At 51.4% G+C, this 19,031-nt stretch carries 16 protein-coding genes; 11 read left to right on the forward strand and 5 right to left on the reverse strand.

The genetic code is table 11. From position 1 onward, the window contains the following. The first annotated feature begins 37 nt into the window (after positions 1-37). Together L4C36_RS02570 and yaaA are read left to right on the forward strand one after the other, a co-directional pair. Complete coding sequence (locus tag L4C36_RS02570) at positions 38-1,474, forward strand: alanine/glycine:cation symporter family protein (protein ID WP_428476216.1); 1,437 nt, start codon at positions 38-40, stop codon at positions 1,472-1,474. 108 nt (positions 1,475-1,582) lie between these two features. Beyond that, on the forward strand, positions 1,583-2,359 hold the full coding sequence (yaaA, locus tag L4C36_RS02575) for a peroxide stress protein YaaA (protein WP_428476217.1): 777 nt from the start codon (positions 1,583-1,585) through the stop codon (positions 2,357-2,359). Between the two features lie 114 nt (positions 2,360-2,473). On the opposite strand, the gene srmB is transcribed toward yaaA, so the two are convergent. Together srmB and L4C36_RS02585 are read right to left on the reverse strand one after the other, a co-directional pair. Next, positions 2,474-3,694: an ATP-dependent RNA helicase SrmB gene (srmB, locus tag L4C36_RS02580; protein ID WP_428476218.1), complete on the reverse strand. Its 1,221-nt coding sequence runs from the start codon at positions 3,692-3,694 to the stop codon at positions 2,474-2,476. Positions 3,695-3,865: 171 nt separating this feature from the next. Beyond that, positions 3,866-4,585 carry a tRNA1(Val) (adenine(37)-N6)-methyltransferase gene (locus tag L4C36_RS02585; protein ID WP_428476219.1) on the reverse strand — a complete coding sequence of 240 codons (720 nt, stop codon included), beginning with the start codon at positions 4,583-4,585 and terminating at the stop codon, positions 3,866-3,868. Between the two features lie 448 nt (positions 4,586-5,033). On the opposite strand from L4C36_RS02585, the gene brnQ reads away from it, so the two are divergent. Continuing rightward, positions 5,034-6,350, forward strand: coding sequence for a branched-chain amino acid transport system II carrier protein (gene brnQ / locus L4C36_RS02590; protein WP_428476220.1), 1,317 nt, complete (start codon positions 5,034-5,036; stop codon positions 6,348-6,350). 93 nt (positions 6,351-6,443) lie between these two features. On the opposite strand, the gene fldB is transcribed toward brnQ, so the two are convergent. Beyond that, complete coding sequence (fldB, locus tag L4C36_RS02595) at positions 6,444-6,962, reverse strand: flavodoxin FldB (protein WP_428476221.1); 519 nt, start codon at positions 6,960-6,962, stop codon at positions 6,444-6,446. 186 nt (positions 6,963-7,148) lie between these two features. Between fldB and xerD the strand changes: the two genes are divergently transcribed. The 7 genes from xerD (at position 7,149) to L4C36_RS02630 (ending at position 16,194) form a co-directional block, all read left to right on the forward strand. Further along, the gene (xerD, locus tag L4C36_RS02600; RefSeq protein ID WP_428476301.1) at positions 7,149-8,045 is read left to right on the forward strand and encodes a site-specific tyrosine recombinase XerD; all 897 of its coding nucleotides are present in this window, start codon (positions 7,149-7,151) and stop codon (positions 8,043-8,045) included. 214 nt (positions 8,046-8,259) lie between these two features. Then, on the forward strand, positions 8,260-8,982 hold the full coding sequence (dsbC, locus tag L4C36_RS02605) for a bifunctional protein-disulfide isomerase/oxidoreductase DsbC (protein ID WP_428476222.1): 723 nt from the start codon (positions 8,260-8,262) through the stop codon (positions 8,980-8,982). A 265-nt stretch (positions 8,983-9,247) separates the two neighbouring features. Then, complete coding sequence (gene recJ / locus L4C36_RS02610; RefSeq protein ID WP_428476223.1) at positions 9,248-10,972, forward strand: single-stranded-DNA-specific exonuclease RecJ; 1,725 nt, start codon at positions 9,248-9,250, stop codon at positions 10,970-10,972. Between the two features lie 198 nt (positions 10,973-11,170). Further along, positions 11,171-12,269, forward strand: a protein-coding gene (gene prfB, locus L4C36_RS02615; RefSeq protein ID WP_428476224.1) for a peptide chain release factor 2 whose coding sequence is annotated in 2 segments (ribosomal slippage) — positions 11,171-11,245 and positions 11,247-12,269 — 1,098 coding nt in all. Because the reading frame shifts where the segments join, the coding sequence is not laid out codon by codon here. Positions 12,270-12,302: 33 nt separating this feature from the next. Next, positions 12,303-13,811 (forward strand): lysine--tRNA ligase, encoded by a 1,509-nt coding sequence (gene lysS / locus L4C36_RS02620; protein ID WP_428476225.1) that lies wholly within the window; start codon positions 12,303-12,305, stop codon positions 13,809-13,811. A gap of 365 nt (positions 13,812-14,176) precedes the next feature. Further along, entirely contained in the window at positions 14,177-15,511 is a 1,335-nt protein-coding gene (locus tag L4C36_RS02625; protein ID WP_428476226.1) for a sigma-54-dependent transcriptional regulator, read from the forward strand. Positions 15,512-15,948: 437 nt separating this feature from the next. Then, the gene (locus tag L4C36_RS02630) at positions 15,949-16,194 is read left to right on the forward strand and encodes a hypothetical protein (protein ID WP_428476227.1); all 246 of its coding nucleotides are present in this window, start codon (positions 15,949-15,951) and stop codon (positions 16,192-16,194) included. Between the two features lie 98 nt (positions 16,195-16,292). Here L4C36_RS02630 and L4C36_RS02635 read toward each other — a convergent pair whose 3' ends face one another. Further along, positions 16,293-17,327, reverse strand: coding sequence for an NADP(H)-dependent aldo-keto reductase (locus tag L4C36_RS02635; protein WP_428476228.1), 1,035 nt, complete (start codon positions 17,325-17,327; stop codon positions 16,293-16,295). A 182-nt stretch (positions 17,328-17,509) separates the two neighbouring features. Between L4C36_RS02635 and L4C36_RS02640 the strand changes: the two genes are divergently transcribed. Next, on the forward strand, positions 17,510-17,812 hold the full coding sequence (locus L4C36_RS02640; RefSeq protein WP_428476229.1) for a DUF6482 family protein: 303 nt from the start codon (positions 17,510-17,512) through the stop codon (positions 17,810-17,812). Between the two features lie 103 nt (positions 17,813-17,915). Here the strand turns inward: L4C36_RS02640 and mutH are convergent, their stop codons facing one another. Continuing rightward, complete coding sequence (gene mutH, locus L4C36_RS02645) at positions 17,916-18,608, reverse strand: DNA mismatch repair endonuclease MutH (protein WP_428476230.1); 693 nt, start codon at positions 18,606-18,608, stop codon at positions 17,916-17,918. Positions 18,609-19,031: the final 423 nt, after the last annotated feature.

Raw genomic sequence — 19,031 nt, forward strand, 5'->3', positions numbered from 1 at the left:
AGGCATTCAGCTTTTGATTGATTCTAAAGGGGTAAACGTGTCAAGCCAGATTAATTTTTTGAACGATCTGTTATGGGGATCGGTCCTGATCTACGTATTGATCGGTGTCGGCGTGTTCTTTACCTGTCGCTTGGGCTTCATCCAGTTTCGCCATTTTGGCCACATGTTTAGCGTGATGAAGAATAGCCGAAAATCAGACAGTGCTGGGATCTCTTCCTTTCAGGCATTGTGTACCAGCCTTGCAGCTCGCGTTGGCACCGGTAACATGGCCGGGGTGGCCGTCGCACTGACACTTGGTGGTCCCGGTGCCATTTTCTGGATGTGGTTGATTGCCATGCTGGGGATGGCGACGGCGTTTGCTGAAAGTGCGCTCGCGCAGCTGTATAAAACCCGTGATGATGAAGGGAACTACCGTGGTGGTCCCGCTTATTACATGGAAAAAGGCCTGGGTATGCGCTGGATGGGAGTGGTGTTTTCCATCTTCCTGATCATCGCGTTTGGCTTGGTGTTTAACTCGGTACAAGCGAACTCTATCACACAAGCCATGAACGTCGCGTTCGGGTGGAACCCGATGTACGTGGGTATCGTGTTGGTGCTGATGACCGGTACGATTATTTTTGGTGGTCTACGTGCCGTGGCCCGTACCGCTGAAATTCTCGTGCCTGCGATGGCATTGTGTTACTTGCTGCTCGCCCTGTTCATCGTGTTCACCAATTTGGAAAAACTGCCTGACGTACTGGGATTGATCTTCCGCAGTGCCTTTGGCTTGGAAGAAGCGGCCTCGGGCGCCTTGGGCTACACCATTGCCCAAGGCATGATCAACGGCCTAAAGCGCGGTTTGTTCTCGAATGAAGCCGGTATGGGCTCGGCGCCGAATGCAGCCGCCTCTGCCACGCCGTACCCGCCGCACCCTGCTTCACAGGGTTATGTACAGATGCTGGGCGTGTTCATGGATACCATCGTGATTTGTTCGGCCACCGTGGCGATCATTCTGATGTCTGGCGAATACGTGCCGCACAGTGAGATTACCGGTATCGAACTGACGCAGCGTGCCTTGAGTGCACAAGTGGGCAGTTGGGGGGAAGTATTCATTGCCGTGGCGATTTTCTTCTTTGCTTTTACCTCGTTGGTTGCGAACTATTCGTATGCTGAAACCAACCTGCTGTTTTTGAATCACAAGCATAAAGCCGGTTTGAATGTGTTCCGCTTGGTGGTATTGGGTATGGTGATGTTCGGTGCACTGGCTGACTTGCCGACCGTATGGGCGATGGCTGATGTCTCGATGGGGATGATGGCACTGATCAACTTGGTGGCCATTGTGCTGCTGTCGGGCACGGCGGTGAAGCTGGCGAAAGATTACAACGCCCAGTTAAAAATGGGCAAAGTGCCGACGTTTGATAGTAATGATTACCCAGAGTTGCACGCGCAATTGGAAGAAGGCATTTGGGATCGCTCTGCGAAAGACAACGCCTGATCATCGGTTAAACAGATAGCATTGATAGACAAGACCACGCGAATATCGCGTGGTTTTTTTTTACGATGCTGTTACCCTTTTGCTGACGTATTTTAGAAGGAAGATAGTATGTTGATCGTGGTTTCCCCCGCCAAAACCTTGGATTACGAGTCGCCGTTAGCGACCGCCACGTACACCCAGCCAGAGCTGACGGCCCATTCGGCAGCACTGATCGAGGTATGCCGCGAACTGACGCCAGTCGACATTGCCAGTTTGATGAAAGTCAGCGATAAAATCGCCGGCTTGAACGCGGCCCGTTTTGCTGAGTGGCACCCTGATTTTACCCCTGATAATGCCCGTCAGGCGATCCTGGCGTTCAAAGGTGACGTATACACGGGGTTGGCGGCAGAGACGTTGAGCGAAGCGGACTTTGCGTATGCACAGCAGCATTTCCGCATGTTATCAGGGCTATACGGCCTATTGCGTCCGTTGGACTTGATGCAACCTTACCGATTGGAAATGGGCACCAAGTTAGCGAACCCGCGTGGCACAAACTTGTACCAGTTCTGGGGTGACATCATTACCGATAAGCTTAATGTGGCGTTGGCCGAGCAGGGTGATGACGTGTTAGTGAATCTGGCGTCGAATGAATATTTCAAAGCGGTGAAACCGAAGAAACTGGCTGGTAAGATCATCACGCCCGTGTTTAAAGACGCGAAAAACGGTACGTACAAAGTGATCAGTTTTTATGCCAAGAAAGCCCGAGGCATGATGGCGCGGTACTTGATTGAAAATCAGATTGAGACGGTGGAAGGCATTCAAGCGTTTGATGTGGCGGGTTACTACTTTGTGCCAGCGGAATCGACGGCCACCGAGTTAGTGTTTAAACGCGAAGAGCAAGCGTAAGTCTCCCTTTCGGTGAAGTCGCTGAAGATAGCTGAAATAGCGAAGACTGGTGGAACGGCAGATAAAAAAAACGGGCTGGTGATACCAGCCCGTTTGCGTTGTTAGCGTTAGCGATTACTTCTTCGCTTTTTTCTTCACAGCGCTTTTTTTCTTTGAATCTTTTTTCTTTTTCTTTTTCACAATGCTCGATTTTTTGTGAGCAGGACGCAACCCTTCGATGAAGCGCTCTGGCACTTCTTCTTTCATGTAGCGACCGACACGTTCAATCATGCCTTGGTCGTGCGCTTCGATCAACGCGACGGCTGTGCCTTTCTTACCGGCACGGGCAGTACGGCCAATACGGTGCAGATACACATCAGCAGTACGTGGCATGTCGAAGTTGATCACATGGCTCACATCCGGTAAATCGATACCACGGGCCGCAACATCTGTCGCGATCATGATATTGATTTCACCGTCGCGGAAACGACGGATGGTGTTGTTACGTGATACCTGAGCCATTTCACCTTGGATCCAGCAGCATGGAATGTGCATTGCTGTTAGCTGATCACGCAGTGTGGCCAAACGCTCACGGGTTTTCACAAAGATAATGGTGCGTTCAGCATCTGTTTTAAGGATGCTTTCTAGCAGCGCCAGTTTGTGATCCATGGTGTCACAACGGTGGTAATACTGGTGGATCTTCTTACGTTCACGACGTGCAGGCTCGGCATTGACTTCCACCGGCTCATTCAAAATCGTGGTCGAGAAATCACGTACCCCTTTACCTTCCAGCGTTGCTGAGAACAGCAAGCTCTGACGGCGCCAGCGACATTCTTTGTTGATACGCTCAACAATCTTGGCAAAGCCCATATCCAGCATACGGTCAGCTTCATCCAAGATCAGGCATTCGATGGCACGGCAATCAAAACGCTCTGACTCGATGTATTCCATCAAGCGACCTGGCGTTGCCACGACGATATCTTGCGTTTTGCCTAGCAACTCAGCGTGTTCATCATAAGAGATCCCGCCGGTGATGGTGAAAACCTTCTGCTGGGTGTATTTCGCCAGTGCGCGTGCGTGATCGGCAACCTGGATCGCCAACTCACGGGTTGGGGTTAGCACAAGTACACGTGCAGGCCCCGGTTTTTTGCGCGGGAAATCCTGCAGGTGCTGAAGCATCGGCAAAAGAAACGCGGCAGTTTTTCCGGTACCGGTAGGAGCGGATGCCAATACGTCACGGCCTTCTAGGGCATGAGGGATCGCCTCTGCCTGTACAGCGGTTGGACGGTCATAGCCGATTTCTTCAATGGCTTGAAGTAGCTCGCTATCTAATTCTAATTCGGAAAAGTCTCTCACCAGTCAATTCTCCTCGGGAATAAGGCTGATCACCCGTTACGCCGGGCAAAAAAGGGTTGCCGGTTTCAGGCTGTATATATAAGGGGCGGCATTATAGAGATAATTGCCGCAACTATCACCGATAAAAGTATAAAAACTTTGCTAAGGCGGCAACGGCACGTGCCACTGTGCTTACATCTTAAGATAGAAATCTTGGGTTAGCGCCGTAAAGTGGGCGGAATAGCGGTCTGCTTCATGGATCGTGAGCGTGCTGTACTCGCAGGTTTGTGGGGAGTGCGACAAGGCGATCAGCAAGCGGCTGATGGGCTTGGTCGCGGTGCTACGCACCTCACACACCTGAGTGCAATACAGCTGATGATCCGCGGCGACCGCCATCAACCGCTGGCCTTCATACTCGGGCAAAATCAGGCTGGCCGTCCCGTGTTCACTGAGTAAATGAGAGAGGCTGGCTAATAAGGTGGCGTGAGACAAGCTGTCGGTATGGCGAGCAGTGGCGCGCGCCTGACAGTGGGCTTGTTCGCCGCTATTAAAGTAAGGCGGATTGCACACAATGCTATGAAAACTGGCGGCCGGTTGTTGCGCTGTCCACGCCGCCAGATCTGCATGCTGGGCATGTAAACGTTCGGCCCACGGTGACGCAGCAAAGTTTAATGTTGCGGCGGTAACGGCACCGGTATCAATATCGATCGCCGTAATAGCGGCAGGCGCATCAAGCTGCGTGCGCTGGGCGATCATCAATGCCAATAATCCACTGCCACAACCAATGTCTAACATCGGCCCGCGGGGAGTCAGCGTGGCCCACGCCCCCAGTAACACACCGTCGGTACTGACCGGCATCCCACACCCATGATCGTTGACGTGGAACTGTTTAAATGTGAAACCTTTTGCCATTGTCACTCCGAAACCGATACAAATTTGCCCGTGAATTATACCTAATCGCTTTACAGGCGGGGCGGATTATCAGCAAGAAAAGCCAAAAAACGCCGCGAAACAGGGGGGGGGGCACCAGAGCTGAGTCTCGGTCAAAAATAATCCTTAGACGTATTTGTTGTTAAATAACTGTTAAAAAGAGATTAACGCTGTTTTTTATCTTTTTGATAGTTTTAGTTTTTTGGGTTTAAGTTCTGATTGTTGTTTTTATTTTGGTGGTTAATTCTGGTTTTTCAATTGCCACTCCAAAGATCATGGTGTTTATGGCTGAATGGTTGCTTATTGAGTGCTTTTTCGTCATTATGCTGTGAACGAGGTCACATTCAGCTTTTCGTTTTTTGTGGTCAAGGGAATAAATAATTAAAAAACAGTTGCAGACACATCAACAATTCAGAGTGGAAGGTGAAGTTTGAAAAAATCACTCAAAGTAACAGACATCCTTGCGTTAGGTTTCATGACTTTCGCGTTCTTCCTTGGGGCCGGTAATATCATTTTTCCGCCACAGGCAGGCCAGCTTGCTGGTGATCATTTACTTTCCGGTATGCTGGGCTTCTTATCCACTGGCGTTACCTTGCCGTTGGTCGCAATCATTGCGGTAGCGGTTGCAGGTGGTTGGCAGGGGATGACGCGTGATTTGCCGTCGAAAGTGGCTACGTTCTTGGCGGTGATGATTTTCATCGTGATCGGTCCTGCGTTTGCAGCGCCACGTGCCGGTTTGGTTGCGTATGAAATGGGGGTAAAACCGTTCATTGATAACGCAGGGCAGCTTAGCTTAACGCTTTTCTCTATCGTCTTTTTTGCTATTGCTATGTTCCTGTCTCGCTCGCGCGGTAACCTTGTCGACATGGTCGGTAAGTTCCTGACGCCTATCTTGTTCCTTGCGCTGATTGTGCTGGCAGTAGCCGTGGTCATGGATCCACAAGATGCGATTGCGGCAGCAAAGGGTGATTACATCGACATGCCTTTCCTGAAAGGGTTTGTTGAAGGCTACAACACGCTAGATGCCGTTGCCGCACTACTGTTCGGTATGGTGATTGTGGATGCCGTCCGCAGTAAAGGCGTGACTGACGAAACAGCGACCCGTAAGTACCTGATTTACGCAGGTCTGATTGCGGCAGCCGGTCTGACATTTGTTTATGTATCGTTGTTCTACTTGGGCGCAACCAGTGTGAACATTGCCGCGAACGCCGCGAACGGCGGTGACATTCTGGCCATTTACGTAGCGGCATTGTTTGGCCCTGCTGGCCAGATCATCCTGTCTCTGATTGTACTGTTGGCGTGTTTGACCACCGTGGTTGGTTTGATCAGTGCCTGTGCGGATTACTTCTCAACCCTAACGCGTATTACGTACGAGCAGTGGGCGGTTGCCTTGTCAGTGGCATGTTGTGTGGTGGCGAACGTAGGCTTGAACCAGTTGATCACGCTGTCTCTACCGGCACTGTTTGCGCTGTACCCGATTGCGATGGCACTGGTTATTTTGACCTTCATCCGTCGTTGGTTGCCAAACCCAACCTTGTCTTACCGTGTGGTACTGTTGGTGGCATTGTCATTCAGCATGATTGATGCGGCGAAGGTGGCTGGCTTTAACGTCCATGCGTTTGAAATTCTGCCATTGTTTGATTACGGCATGGCATGGTTGATGCCAACAGCGATTGCATTGGTGATCACCTGCTTCATGGGCGCGCGAAAAGCAAAGTCTGTCGAGCAAACGAGTCAGACAGCCTAATGGTTAGGTAAAGCCATTCAGATAAACAAAGAGGGATGCCCATGGGCATCCCTCTTTTGCTTGGTGACCAGTGTTCATGACAAAGGTCAGTGTTTACAAAGATTCGCTGTATTCCGTCAGGATCTGCTCACACCACGTGGTGATGCGATCATCGCTCAGTTCGTACTGACTGTCTTCGTCCAGCGCCAGACCGACAAAGAAATCGCCGTCTTCCGTCAAGGCTTTGGAGGCTTCAAACGCGTAGCCTTCGTTCGGCCAGTAACCGACAAATTGTGCGCCCGTTGGCAGCAGTTTGTCGTGCAGCATCCCCATCGCATCAAGGAACCACTCGGTGTAGCCTTCTTGATCGCCCAAGCCATACAGCGCCACGGTTTTACCGTTCAGGTTCAGCCCGTCCAGTTGTTCCCACACGCTTTCCCAATCTTCTTGCAGTTCACCAAAATCCCACGTGGAAATGCCTAAAATCAGCATATCGTACTGATTCATGGCAGTGAGCGCTGCCTCTTTAATATTGTGGATCTCAACCAAATCAGCCCCGATGCAGGCGCGGATTTTTTCCGCGGCCATTTCGGTATAACAGGTAGTAGAGCCATAAAATAAGCCAATCTTCATGCTGCGTGTCCAATATGTTACGGAAGATGATGGAGAGCATATTACCTATCGCACGGCTATCTTTCATCACCTTTCCCTGCATGGTTACATTTGACGGCAAATCGACTACCATTGCAGTACTGTTTATATATCCATGTGTTTGATGGCGACAGCGCCGAAAATGGGCCGTATTTCCTTGAGGTAGTAGTGGAAAATGATGAAGTGATCATCGAGCGTTTTCTCGATGCGATGTGGATGGAGCGCGGGTTATCGGAAAATACCCTGACCTCTTACCGCAATGATCTCAAAAAGCTGCAAATGTGGTTGGGTGAGCAGGGATCCCGCCTAGAAACGGTCAGTGTGGATGATCTTCAGCGGTATCAACAATGGCTGCATGATGCCGATTACAAGCAGACGTCGCGTGCGCGTATGTTGTCGGCGATCCGCCGCCTGTTTCAATACCTGTATAGGGAAAAAATGCGCTTGGATGATCCCAGCGCGTTGTTGATCAGTCCGAAGTTACCCAAGCGTTTGCCGAAAGATATCACCGAAGAGCAGGTATGGGCGCTGCTGGATGCGCCGGACTTGAACGATCCGGTGGAGTTACGCGACAAAGCCATGCTAGAGCTGTTATACGCGACGGGCTTGCGTGTGACGGAGTTAGTGAGCCTGACCATGGAAAATGTCAGCTTGCGTCAGGGCGTGGTGCGCGTGACCGGTAAAGGGGACAAAGAACGCTTGGTGCCGATGGGGGAAGACGCCATTGATTGGATTGAGCAATTTATTCAGCATGGCCGCCCAGCGTTATTGGGGGAAAAAACCTCTGACGTGGTGTTCCCGAGTAAGCGTGCCCAGCAGATGACACGCCAGACGTTTTGGCACCGTATCAAACATTATGCGGTCATTGCGGGCATCGACAGTGATAGCTTATCCCCGCACGTGATGCGCCATGCCTTTGCGACTCACTTGTTGAATTACGGGGCAGATCTTCGCGTGGTGCAAATGTTATTGGGCCACAGCGATTTGTCGACCACGCAAATTTATACCCATGTGGCGACCGAGCGATTGAAACAACTGCATCAGACGCATCACCCTCGCGCGTAGCGCACACAAAGCACGCATAAAATGTTGTAAAGCGTGATACTAGTCCCGTTATTGTCAGATTGGTTATACTCCAGTGATGAGATATTTAGGGCGTGCTGAAATTATTTTGTACTCTCAGGGTCATATTTCTAAGTGGACGCTGATCGGTACGTCGAAGACGGCCATGCCTTGTCTGATACATTTGTGTTTATCTATTTAGTGAAAGGAAAAGTTAATGCGCTTTTTGGGCCGTACGTTACTTGCAACCGCTGTGGCAATGACAGCTTTTACCGCTTCGGCAAAACCGGATGAAGCGGCAATCAATAACAAATTGAGCAGTCTGGGTCTGAAGCCTGTCGAAATCAGCGCGTCACCGGTATCTGGCTTAAACGAAGTCGTGACTGACCGTGGTATTTTGTACATGAACGATGACGCGAGCTACTTCTTGGCGGGCAATCTGTTCAAGAGCGAAGACGGGGCACAGCCTGTGAACCTGACTGAGCAAAAAATGGCGAAGCTGAACAAAGATAAACTGAAAGGGATGGAAGATGAGATGATCGTCTATCCAGCCAAAGATGAAAAATACGTGGTGACGGTCTTTACCGACACCAGCTGTGGTTACTGCCGTAAGCTGCACAACGAGATGCAAGCGTACAATGATGCCGGCATCACTATCCGTTACCTGGCGTTCCCTCGTGGCGGTAAGAACTCACGTAACTTCAGCGAAATGAGTGCGATTTGGGGTGCCAAAGATCGCGCCAAAGCGATGCACGATGCGAAGAGTGGTACGTTTGACCAAAGCGGCCCGAAAAATGACGACATGATCATGCAGCAGTACGATCTGGGTGTGGCCATGGGTGTATCAGGCACGCCGGCGTTGGTACTGGAAGATGGCACCATGTTGCCGGGATACCAGCCAGCAGCTACGCTGCGTAAGATGCTCGACAGCCGCAGCTAATACGCGGGTCATCACGGCGACGTCGCCGTGATGGGCTCACCGTTAAACAGCCCGCCCACACACTTAGTTCGTGTGTAGGCGGGCTGTTGCGTTTCTGCGATATTTTTTTACCGTCCATTCGTGCCCCTTATTTCGCGGCACCCTTCTGCTCTGCGGCATAATGTCGGGTGTGTTCACTATCTGTGGCATGCTCAATCCGTCATCTTGTGATAACGTGGGTATACAGTGATTTTTCTTTTCTTCTCTCTGCCAGCAGACGTGCCCCATGATTGAAATAAAACGCCGCCCTGAGGCGGACACCAGCCAGTTTACTGATGCCACCCCGCCGTTATTACAGCGGATTTATGCCAGTCGCGGGATCACCTGCGAGGCGGAGCTTGAGCGCGGCGCCCGCGGGCTGCTGGGCTACGATCAACTGTTTGGCATTCAGCCAGCGGTGGATTTGTTAGTACAAGCGCTGGCTGAACAACGCCGCATTATCGTGGTCGGGGATTTTGACGCCGATGGGGCTACCAGCTCCGCGTTATCGGTGTTGGCCCTGCGTATGCTGGGTTGCCGTAATGTCGATTATCTGGTGCCTAACCGGTTTGATGACGGGTATGGTCTGAGCCCGGAAGTGGTTGAGCAAGCCGCTGCCCGTGGCGCAGAGATGATCATGACGGTGGATAACGGTGTCTCTTCCATTGCGGGTGTGGCAGCGGCGAAAGCCAAGGGCATGCAAGTGCTGGTGACCGATCACCACTTACCCGGTGATACCTTGCCGGACGCGGATGCGATGGTGAACCCGAACCTGCACGCGTGTGACTTCCCGTCCAAAGCCCTTTGTGGGGTGGGGGTCGCGTTTTACCTGATGTTGGCCTTGCGCGCGACGTTGCGCCAGAGCAATTGGTTTAGCGATCAGGGGATCAGTGAGCCGAACTTGGCTGAGTTGTTGGACTTAGTGGCATTGGGCACCGTGGCCGACGTGGTGGCACTGGATGGCAATAACCGCATCTTGGTCCACCAAGGATTACAACGTATCCGCGCCGGTAAGTGTCGTCCCGGGATCCGCGCGCTGATTGAAGTGGCGAACCGCGATCCCGCCAAGCTGGTGGCGAGTGATTTGGGCTTTGCCTTGGGGCCGCGTATCAATGCCGCTGGGCGCTTGGATGACATGTCGTTCGGGGTCGAGTTGTTATTGTGTGACAACATTCAGGCCGCACGCCGCATGGCGACCGAACTGGATGCGCTCAACCAGACCCGCAAAGAAATCGAACAAGGCATGAAAGAAGAGGCCTTGGCGATTTGTGAGCGGTTGAAATTCAATCAGCAAGACATGCCGTACGGCTTGGTGTTGTTCCAGCGTGACTGGCACCAAGGGGTGATCGGCATTCTGGCCTCGCGCATTAAAGATCGTTATCACCGCCCGGTGATTGCGTTTGCCGATGCGGGCAATGGGGAAATCAAAGGCTCATGCCGTTCGATCCCCGGTTTGCATATGCGTGATGTGTTGGATCTGATCGACACACAAAATCCGGGCATGATCCTGAAATTCGGCGGTCACGCCATGGCGGCGGGTTTAACTATTCAAGACACCCAGCTTGAAGCCTTCAGTCAGGCGTTTGATGCGGCGGTGCGTAACGAGTTGGATGAAGCCGCGCTCCAAGGTGTGCTGCTGACCGATGGCGAATTGCAGCCACAAGAACTGAGTATGCCAACCGCCGAGCTGTTGCGCGCCGGTGGCCCATGGGGGCAGCAATTTCCTGAGCCGATGTTTGACGGACAGTTCCGCCTGTTGCACCAAAAACTGGTGGGCGGCAAGCACCTGAAGATGATGTTGGAACCCGTTCACGGGGGCTGCGTGATTGATGCCATTGCGTTTAATATAGATTTACGCCGCTGGCCAGATGCTTCAGTGCAGCAGGTTGAGTTAGTCTATCGTCTTGATGTCAATGAGTTTAGAGGCAACAGCAGCCTGCAGTTGATGGTCGAACACATGGCCGCCCTGTAACCCCTACGTCGTCATCAGTGGCACGGTTTGTTTAGCCGCAAGCAGAGCAAACCGTGCATTGCAACCCCGTCGCCACGCTGTTTCTGTGACTGGGCTTAGAAAATAAATTCACAGATTCCCTTTCTTCCCCCCTGTATATTCTATCTACAATTCGATAGAATCCTTCGGTTATGTCCATTTCGGCTATGAAGAGTGGCAATGTTCGAGATTAATCCTATTAAAAACCGACTTGAGGATGTGTCAGCGCGTACTGATATCCTTAGGGGGTACCTTTGACTATGATGCTAAGAAAGAGCGTCTAGAAGAGGTCAACGCAGAATTAGAGCAACCTGATGTGTGGAACGAACCTGAGCGCGCCCAAGCGCTGGGTAAAGAACGTTCTGCATTGGAAGCGGTTGTCGATACCATTGATCAGCTAGACCAAGGCGTTGAAGACGTTGAAGGCCTGCTTGAGTTGGCGGTAGAAGAAGAAGACCAAGAAACGTTTGACGAGATCGAACCTGAACTGGCTGAGCTTGAAGCGAAGTTGGCGAAGCTTGAGTTCCGTCGTATGTTCTCTGGCGATCACGACGGCTCTGATTGTTATATCGACCTTCAAGCGGGTTCAGGCGGTACTGAAGCGCAAGATTGGACGTCAATGATGCTGCGCATGTACTTGCGTTGGGCTGACGCCAAAGGCTTCAAGACAGAAGTCATTGAAGTGTCTGACGGTGATGTTGCCGGTCTGAAATCGGTCACTGTCCGTATTGCGGGTGAGTACGCTTACGGCTGGCTACGTACCGAGACCGGTGTACACCGTCTTGTGCGTAAATCACCGTTCGACTCCGGCGGTCGTCGTCATACCTCATTTGCATCTGTCTTTATCTACCCTGAAGTGGATGACAACATCAATATCGAGATCAATCCTTCTGATCTGCGTATCGATGTGTACCGTGCTTCTGGCGCGGGTGGTCAGCACGTTAACACCACCGAATCGGCCGTACGTATTACCCACGTACCGACCAACACGGTCGTACAGTGTCAGAACGACCGTTCTCAGCACAAGAACAAAGACCAAGCGATGAAGCAGTTGAAAGCAAAACTGTTTGAACTTGAGATGCAAAAGCAAAATGCTGAGAAGCAAGCCAATGAAGACTCAAAGTCTGACATTGGTTGGGGTAGCCAGATCCGTTCTTACGTACTGGATGACTCTCGCATTAAAGATTTACGTACTGGGGTGGAGAATCGTAACACCCAAGCAGTACTGGACGGCGACTTAGACCGTTTTATTGAAGCCAGCCTGAAATCAGGTCTGTAACCGACACTGGTTTAAACATGTAAGGGTTAACCCATGACTGATCAATTACTAGATGAGAATAAGCTGATTGCTGAGCGTCGCGCGAAACTGGATATGATTCGCGAGAACTGCAAAGCAAACGGCCATCCGAATGATTTCCGTCGCGACAGCTTAGCGGGCGATCTTCAGGCTAAATTCGGTGAATTGAGCAAAGAAGAACTGGAAGAAGCGGGTCACGTAGTGGCTATCGCGGGCCGTATCATGGCTAAACGTGGTCCATTCCTTGCTATTCAAGACGTGTCTGGTCGCATTCAGGCTTACGCTGACAAAGCGGTTCAGGGCGAACTGAAAGAGAAATACTCAGGTCTGGATATCGGTGACATCATCGGTATTAAAGGTGCGTTGCACAAGTCAGGCAAAGGCGACCTGTACGTGAACATGGAACAGTACGAGCTACTGACCAAAGCACTGCGTCCGCTACCTGAAAAATTCCACGGCTTGACCGATCAGGAAATGCGTTACCGTCAGCGTTACGTTGATTTGATCGTGAATGAAGATTCACGTAATGCCTTTAAGATCCGTTCAAAGCTGATTTCAGCGATCCGCCGTTACATGGAGTCAAAAGACTTCATGGAAGTGGAAACGCCAATGATGCAAGTGATCCCGGGTGGTGCGTCTGCACGTCCGTTTATCACGCACCACAACGCGTTGGATCAGGAAATGTTCCTGCGTATCGCGCCTGAGCTATACCTGAAGCGTTTGGTTGTCGGCGGTTTTGAGCGTGTGTTCGAAATCAACCGTAACTTCCGTAACGAAGGTCTGTCTCCACGTCATAACCCAGAATTCACCATGATTGAATTCTACATGGCGTACGCGGATTACAACGATCTGATGGATCTGACGGAAGACATGCTACGCACTGTCGCGGTTGAAGTGCTGGGTAGCTCTTCAATGCCTTACGGCGAGCACACCGTTGAATTCGGCGGTCAGTACACGCGCATGAGCATGCTAGACGCGATCAAACACTACAACCCTGAACACGCTGACATTCAAGCGCTAACGTACGACCTTGTGGCTGACCGTGAGCACATGGCGAACATCGCACGCAGCTTGGATATCTACGTTGAGAAGTTCTGGACCTGTGGTCAGCTTCTGGAAGAAATCTTTGGTGAAACCGCTGAACCGAAATTGATGCAGCCAACGTTCATCACTGAATACCCAGCAGATATCTCGCCATTGGCACGTCGTAACGACAACAATGCCTTCATCACAGACCGCTTTGAGTTCTTCATTGGTGGCCGTGAAGTGGCAAACGGTTTCTCTGAGCTGAATGACTCGCAAGATCAAGATCAGCGTTTCAAAGCACAGATGAACGCGAAAGATGCGGGTGATGATGAAGCGATGTACTACGACGGCGACTACATCACAGCACTTGAGCACGGCCTACCGCCAACAGCGGGTCAAGGTATCGGTATCGACCGTTTGGCGATGCTATTTACCAATACGCACACCATCCGTGACGTCATTCTGTTCCCGGCAATGCGCCCACAGAACAACGGCTAACGGCTTTTGTGATGAAAAAACCACTCTTCGGAGTGGTTTTTTTTTGCCTGTGGTTCACGGTTTTTTGTCTGTTGTTCATGGCGTGATGGTAGGCGGACATGAAGCGGGGCACCGCTCGTTACACATATTCGTGCGATGAGTCGCAACCAAAAAGGCAAGCGTAGTACGAGAATGTGATGTTTTCACCGGTGTCGCATGTTTTTTTTGACATAGCATGACTAGCTATAATTTTGATAGTAAACAAGTTGCATTTAAATGATCATGCAACATATGATCAATGGCATGAGTATGGAGTCCTTACCGTAGTTGGTTGCTATGGTCCGTTGCGCATCTTGCAGGGGGCGGTGGCAAGAAATAGTAGTTGGATGAATATGGTGAAAACAAATAGCCCAGTACTGGGAACACTGGTGGTGTTAGGTGACGGTGTATGTACATGGCTACCGGCTTTGGAAAAAGCGGGGTGGCAGTGTCATCGTAGTCTGGACCTGCGTGCCGCCGATCGCTTGTTGCTGGAGACCGGACCGTGTATTGGGGTGGTGGATGTCACCCGGGATAATTTTAGTCTGCAAGGGATCGCCGGTGTTGTGAACCGCAACAAGCAAGCGCGTTGGCTCGCGTTAGTGCGGGATGATCAGCTCTGTAATGATGCGATTTGCCAGTTCATCGTCAACTTCTGTGTCGACTACTTTACGACCCCCGTACCGGAATCTCAGCTGCTTAAAACCATCGGCCATCAGCTGGGTATGTTGCAATTAGAACGCCGCGTGTGGCCCGAGTTGGGCCAGTTTGGGCAGCATGGTTTACAGGGCGAGCAAGCGGCGATGCAAAAGCTGCAGCACCAGGTGAAGCGGCTGGCCATGACCGATATGCCGGTGTTGGTACTGGGGGAAATTGGCACCGGAAAAGAGCTGGTCGCGCAAGCGATCCATCAAGCCTCTACCCGCGGGAAGTCTGCCTTTGTCACCGTCAATTGTGACGAGGTGGAGTCCGATTGGTGCGTGCCCGTGTTGCCCGATAACCAAGCGCAATGTTGTTTCTCTGCCGCGGAAAACGGGGTCTTGTTCTTAGATGAAATCGCCTTGTTAGACGATGCCTGTCAGCAAGATATCTTACGTTTTCTTGAGAGTGACGCCTTCACTACCACGTGTGGCCGTGCTATTCGCCCCAATGTACGTTTAATCGTCTCCACCCGCTATTCATTGGATGACCTACTGGAAGCGGGCACCTTGCGTGATGATCTTTACTACCGCCTGAATACGTTCCGTTTAACCGTGCCCGCCCTGCGTGAGCGCGGCGGAGATATTCAATTGTTGGCGGAATTTCTCTTGCTCAAATTTGCCCGTCAGTACAACAGTCCGGTTAAGCAGTTGTCCGCGAAAGCCAGCCAGTTATTGATGAATTATTCTTGGCCGGGGAACGTGCGAGAATTAGTGGGTCAGATCAAGCGGGCCATTTTGTTGGCTGACAGTAAAGTGTTGGATGTGGAGCATTTTGATTTGCCACGCATTAACGATGATCGCCAGAGTTTGAAGACCATCCGTGAAGAATCAGAGCGGGGGGCATTGTTGGCGGTGCTGGAAAACAACAAAGGGCAGATCTCGGCGGCAGCCAGAGAGCTGGGAGTATCACGCGCGACCATGTATCGCCTGCTCAATAAACATGATTTGGTGCCACCGCCGCGTCACTTTCGACAAAGCTAGTTGTGTCACTTCGCCCCCCAAGCAACGTGTGCAAAGGCGGTCATTCTCGACGTAAGCACTTACGCTAGCATTTTGGCGATAGGGAGAGCATTATTTTACATCCTCCCGCTTACTCTCTTTGCCATCAGCACAATATGGTTTTCCTCATTTTCAATGTGTTAGGCGGTTGTTTTTTCACCGCAGGCCATTACAATGAACCTTCATTCTCATTTCAACCCCCTGTTATTGGAGGAACACATCATGCTAGATAAACGCCTGACATTGACCTGTTTTTCCGATAATACGGTAATGTATTCACACCATTAACTTATTCGTTAATTGCTGTGTAAATAGGCCGCGGAGTACTGTCGCGGCTAGTTAAGTATTACTTATGTTGTCAGCCTGATACGGCAGTCCTGCGTCCTGAATTTAATTAAATTTATTAGGAGAGCATGACCATGCGCCAATCAGTCTATTTACGACTTGCCGTTTTTTTTGTTCAACTGGATTTTCAGCGTGAAGATACCCACTGGCGTCAGCAGCATCGCCGGATTCATGTCCATCTGCCGCATCTTTCAGCCCATTTGCTGAGCGATATTGGTATTGATCGTGACTCGCGTATTGCCAGCGACCGATTATCAACCCCGGCTAGTCGTAAGGTGCGTCACCTTAGACGTGTACACCGACCGCGATTACTGACGTAATCAGTCCCCCTGTTGTATGACGGCAGGGGGGGAGCGAGAAAATCAAAAGCCCCCGTCCTGTGACGGGGGCTTTTTTGTAGTGCGCAGTCTGTGACAGCTTATGGGCACGGGTTGGAGTATTGCACGCCCACAGCATGCAGATCGGCCATGACGTCCTCGCTCAGGTGGAGATCGATACTGGCAATATTGGCCTCCAGTTGGTCCAGTGTGGTCGCCCCAATTATGTTACTGGCGACAAACGGCCGTTGATTAACAAACGCCAAGGCCATTTGAGCGGGATCGAGGCCGTGCTTGTGCGCCACATCAACGTACGCTTGTGTGGCCGCGATGCCTTGGGGATTGAAATAGCGCGAGAAACGTTCAAACAAGGTACAGCGTGCTCCGGCTGGGCGCGCCCCTTGCAGGTATTTGCCACTCAGGGCACCAAACGCCAGTGGTGAATAGGCCAACAGCTCGACCCCTTCATGGTGGCTGATCTCAGACAAGCCCACTTCAAAGCTGCGGTTCAGCAAGTTATACGGATTCTGGATGGTCACGACTCGCGGTAAATCATGCTTTTCAGCCAGCTTCAAAAACGACATCACGCCCCATGGCGTCTCATTGGACAGGCCGATATAGCGTACTTTGCCTGCCCGTACGAGGTCTGCCAGTGCGTCGAGTGAATCATTGATCGTGACGCCGGACTGATCGTCTTTCGGGGTGTAGTTGAGCTGGCCAAAGCAATTGGTTTCCCGTTGTGGCCAATGCAATTGATACAAATCGATGTAGTCGGTGTGTAAGCGTTCAAGGCTGGTTTCTACCGCATCATGAATGTTGCGGCGATCGAGCGCCATGTCGGGGCGAATATACGGCAAGCTGCGTGGACCCGCGACTTTGGTGGCGAGAATCACTTTGTCACGACGGCCGGTTTTTTTCAGCCAGTTGCCAATGTAGCGTTCGGTCAGGCCTTGTGTGTCAGCCTTGGGCGGGACGGGGTACATTTCTGCGGTATCAATGAAGTTAACGCCGCGTTCAAGGGCCAAATCGAGCTGACTGTGGGCCTCTTTTTCGGTGTTTTGTTCACCAAACGTCATGGTGCCAAGACAAATTTTGCTGACTTCCAGATGGGTGTTCGGGATCGTGTGATAGTGCATGAGTCCTCCTTGGACGGCGTGCGTAACCGATAAGCCATGATTTGACTATAACGTGATGCCGCCTTGCTGAGAAGCCGGGTTTTCGCGGAGGGAACTTGCTGACTGACAGGAACTGACCAATAGTTAAAAACAGTTATTGTTCATCAGGGTAACGGTTCGTCACCCGCACGTTAGGGCACGCTATGAAATTGTCACAGTTAAAACATTGGACGCAGGCCAATACGGGCACATTGCCCCATTGCATTGTCACCAGTTATGCGGGATGTGCTGACTATTTGATGGAGGTGGAATACAAGCACCATCTTGAGCCATTGAAAAATGACGCCGGGGAGATGGTACGGTTTCAAACGTTAGATCAGGTCGGTGAGTTGTTGCGGCCGCTGGGGATCACGTCGGTGACGTTGCGCGTCACCGATCCGTATGACGAGTTTTCCCCGGATGGTCAGTTTTCTTCCTGCCGGGAAGACATGACGATCGCTTTGTAGTTGGATCGTTTTGTCGTGGTATAGCCTTGTCGTGGTATAGCTGTCGTCGTATGGCAGTGCGGCATGCCCATGCGAGAGCGGCCTAATAATGAAAGCCGAAAAATCAGAGAATAAAGTAACGCTCAAGCAAACCCGCAGTGAACGCGGTTTTGAGGTAAAAGCCCCGCGGCAAGGTTTTGATCGGCTGACCATTCGCGCCATAGGCTTCGGTTAAGGCCCGGCTGTTGGCCGCTTTAGGACGAAGCTGTAAAACGTCCCCATGGCGAGCCGTGATCTGCTCGACGCGACCCAGAACGATCATGTCCATCAACTCTTCCCAGTCTTGGCGTAGTTGTTGTTCCTCATCGGCGGACGGACGCCAGAGTAAGGGCGAGCCGACATGGCGTTCAGCCAATGGGATTTCACGTTCGCCTTCGACGGGGATCCAAAGCACGTGGGCGAGCTTATGGCGAATGTGGCTATTTTCCCAGTTCAAGCCCTGTAGTCCAATTAATGGGGCGACACAAACGAAGGTGGTTTCAAGTGGCTTGCCGTTATAACCGATCGGGATGGTTTTGAGTTCAATGCCGAGTTCGGCAAAGTCAGGGATCGGTTTGCTGCCCGCACTGGCGCCTAAGTGCCATTCCAGTAATTGGCCGACCCAGCCTTTATCGCGTTTGAGATCGGGTGGGGGAATGATCCCTGCTTCTGCGGCTAATTCACCCAATGTCATGCCTGCAAGTGCATGCGCCCGTTCAAGCAACGCCTGTTCAGTGGTGGGAGTGGGCTTGGGAGGCAATTTGTCTACAGGTTTCATAAGATCATCGTATCGTTGGGTCTGTGGTCATCGCGTAGGATTTTATCATAGTGAAAGACACTGCGGGTGGGTAAAAAAACGGCGAAGCCGTGCGTCAATACCGCACGATCACTGGGATTGCTGCGAGGCGTGACGGTTGATGTTGACGGGTGTTTTTGTCTATCACTATGAAAATACGTCATTTTATCGAGTGCTTCATACGATCTTCGTAAAAGGCGAGGTTTGTGATGGGCGAGGTGGGAATGATCTTCTCTGTTTAGTTATCCACAAGGGAGGTAGGCAAATTTCTTTATAATCAATAATATGGATAAATACACAGGGGTTTGGTGGTATTTTAAACGCATAAGAGAGGGTTTTTTATGCGGTTATTGTCGTGTGGTGTGGATAAGGGCGTTATTGTTCGATCTTTGACCGCTCGCCTTG

Source organism: Photobacterium japonica (assembly GCF_050337005.1).
In the GTDB taxonomy this organism is placed as follows: Bacteria; Pseudomonadota; Gammaproteobacteria; order Enterobacterales; family Vibrionaceae; genus Photobacterium; species Photobacterium japonica.

Excerpts from the sequence above, each read along its gene's own strand:
- yaaA (WP_428476217.1), top strand. The coding sequence starts at position 1,583 with ATGTTGATCGTGGTTTCCCCCGCCAAAACCTTGGATTACGAGTCGCCG.
- L4C36_RS02585 (WP_428476219.1), bottom strand. The coding sequence starts at position 4,585 with ATGGCAAAAGGTTTCACATTTAAACAGTTCCACGTCAACGATCATGGG.
- fldB (WP_428476221.1), bottom strand. The coding sequence starts at position 6,962 with ATGAAGATTGGCTTATTTTATGGCTCTACTACCTGTTATACCGAAATG.
- dsbC (WP_428476222.1), top strand. The coding sequence starts at position 8,260 with ATGCGCTTTTTGGGCCGTACGTTACTTGCAACCGCTGTGGCAATGACA.
- recJ (WP_428476223.1), top strand. The coding sequence starts at position 9,248 with ATGATTGAAATAAAACGCCGCCCTGAGGCGGACACCAGCCAGTTTACT.
- lysS (WP_428476225.1), top strand. The coding sequence starts at position 12,303 with ATGACTGATCAATTACTAGATGAGAATAAGCTGATTGCTGAGCGTCGC.
- L4C36_RS02625 (WP_428476226.1), top strand. The coding sequence starts at position 14,177 with ATGAATATGGTGAAAACAAATAGCCCAGTACTGGGAACACTGGTGGTG.
- L4C36_RS02630 (WP_428476227.1), top strand. The coding sequence starts at position 15,949 with ATGCGCCAATCAGTCTATTTACGACTTGCCGTTTTTTTTGTTCAACTG.
- L4C36_RS02635 (WP_428476228.1), bottom strand. The coding sequence starts at position 17,327 with ATGCACTATCACACGATCCCGAACACCCATCTGGAAGTCAGCAAAATT.
- L4C36_RS02640 (WP_428476229.1), top strand. The coding sequence starts at position 17,510 with ATGAAATTGTCACAGTTAAAACATTGGACGCAGGCCAATACGGGCACA.
- mutH (WP_428476230.1), bottom strand. The coding sequence starts at position 18,608 with ATGAAACCTGTAGACAAATTGCCTCCCAAGCCCACTCCCACCACTGAA.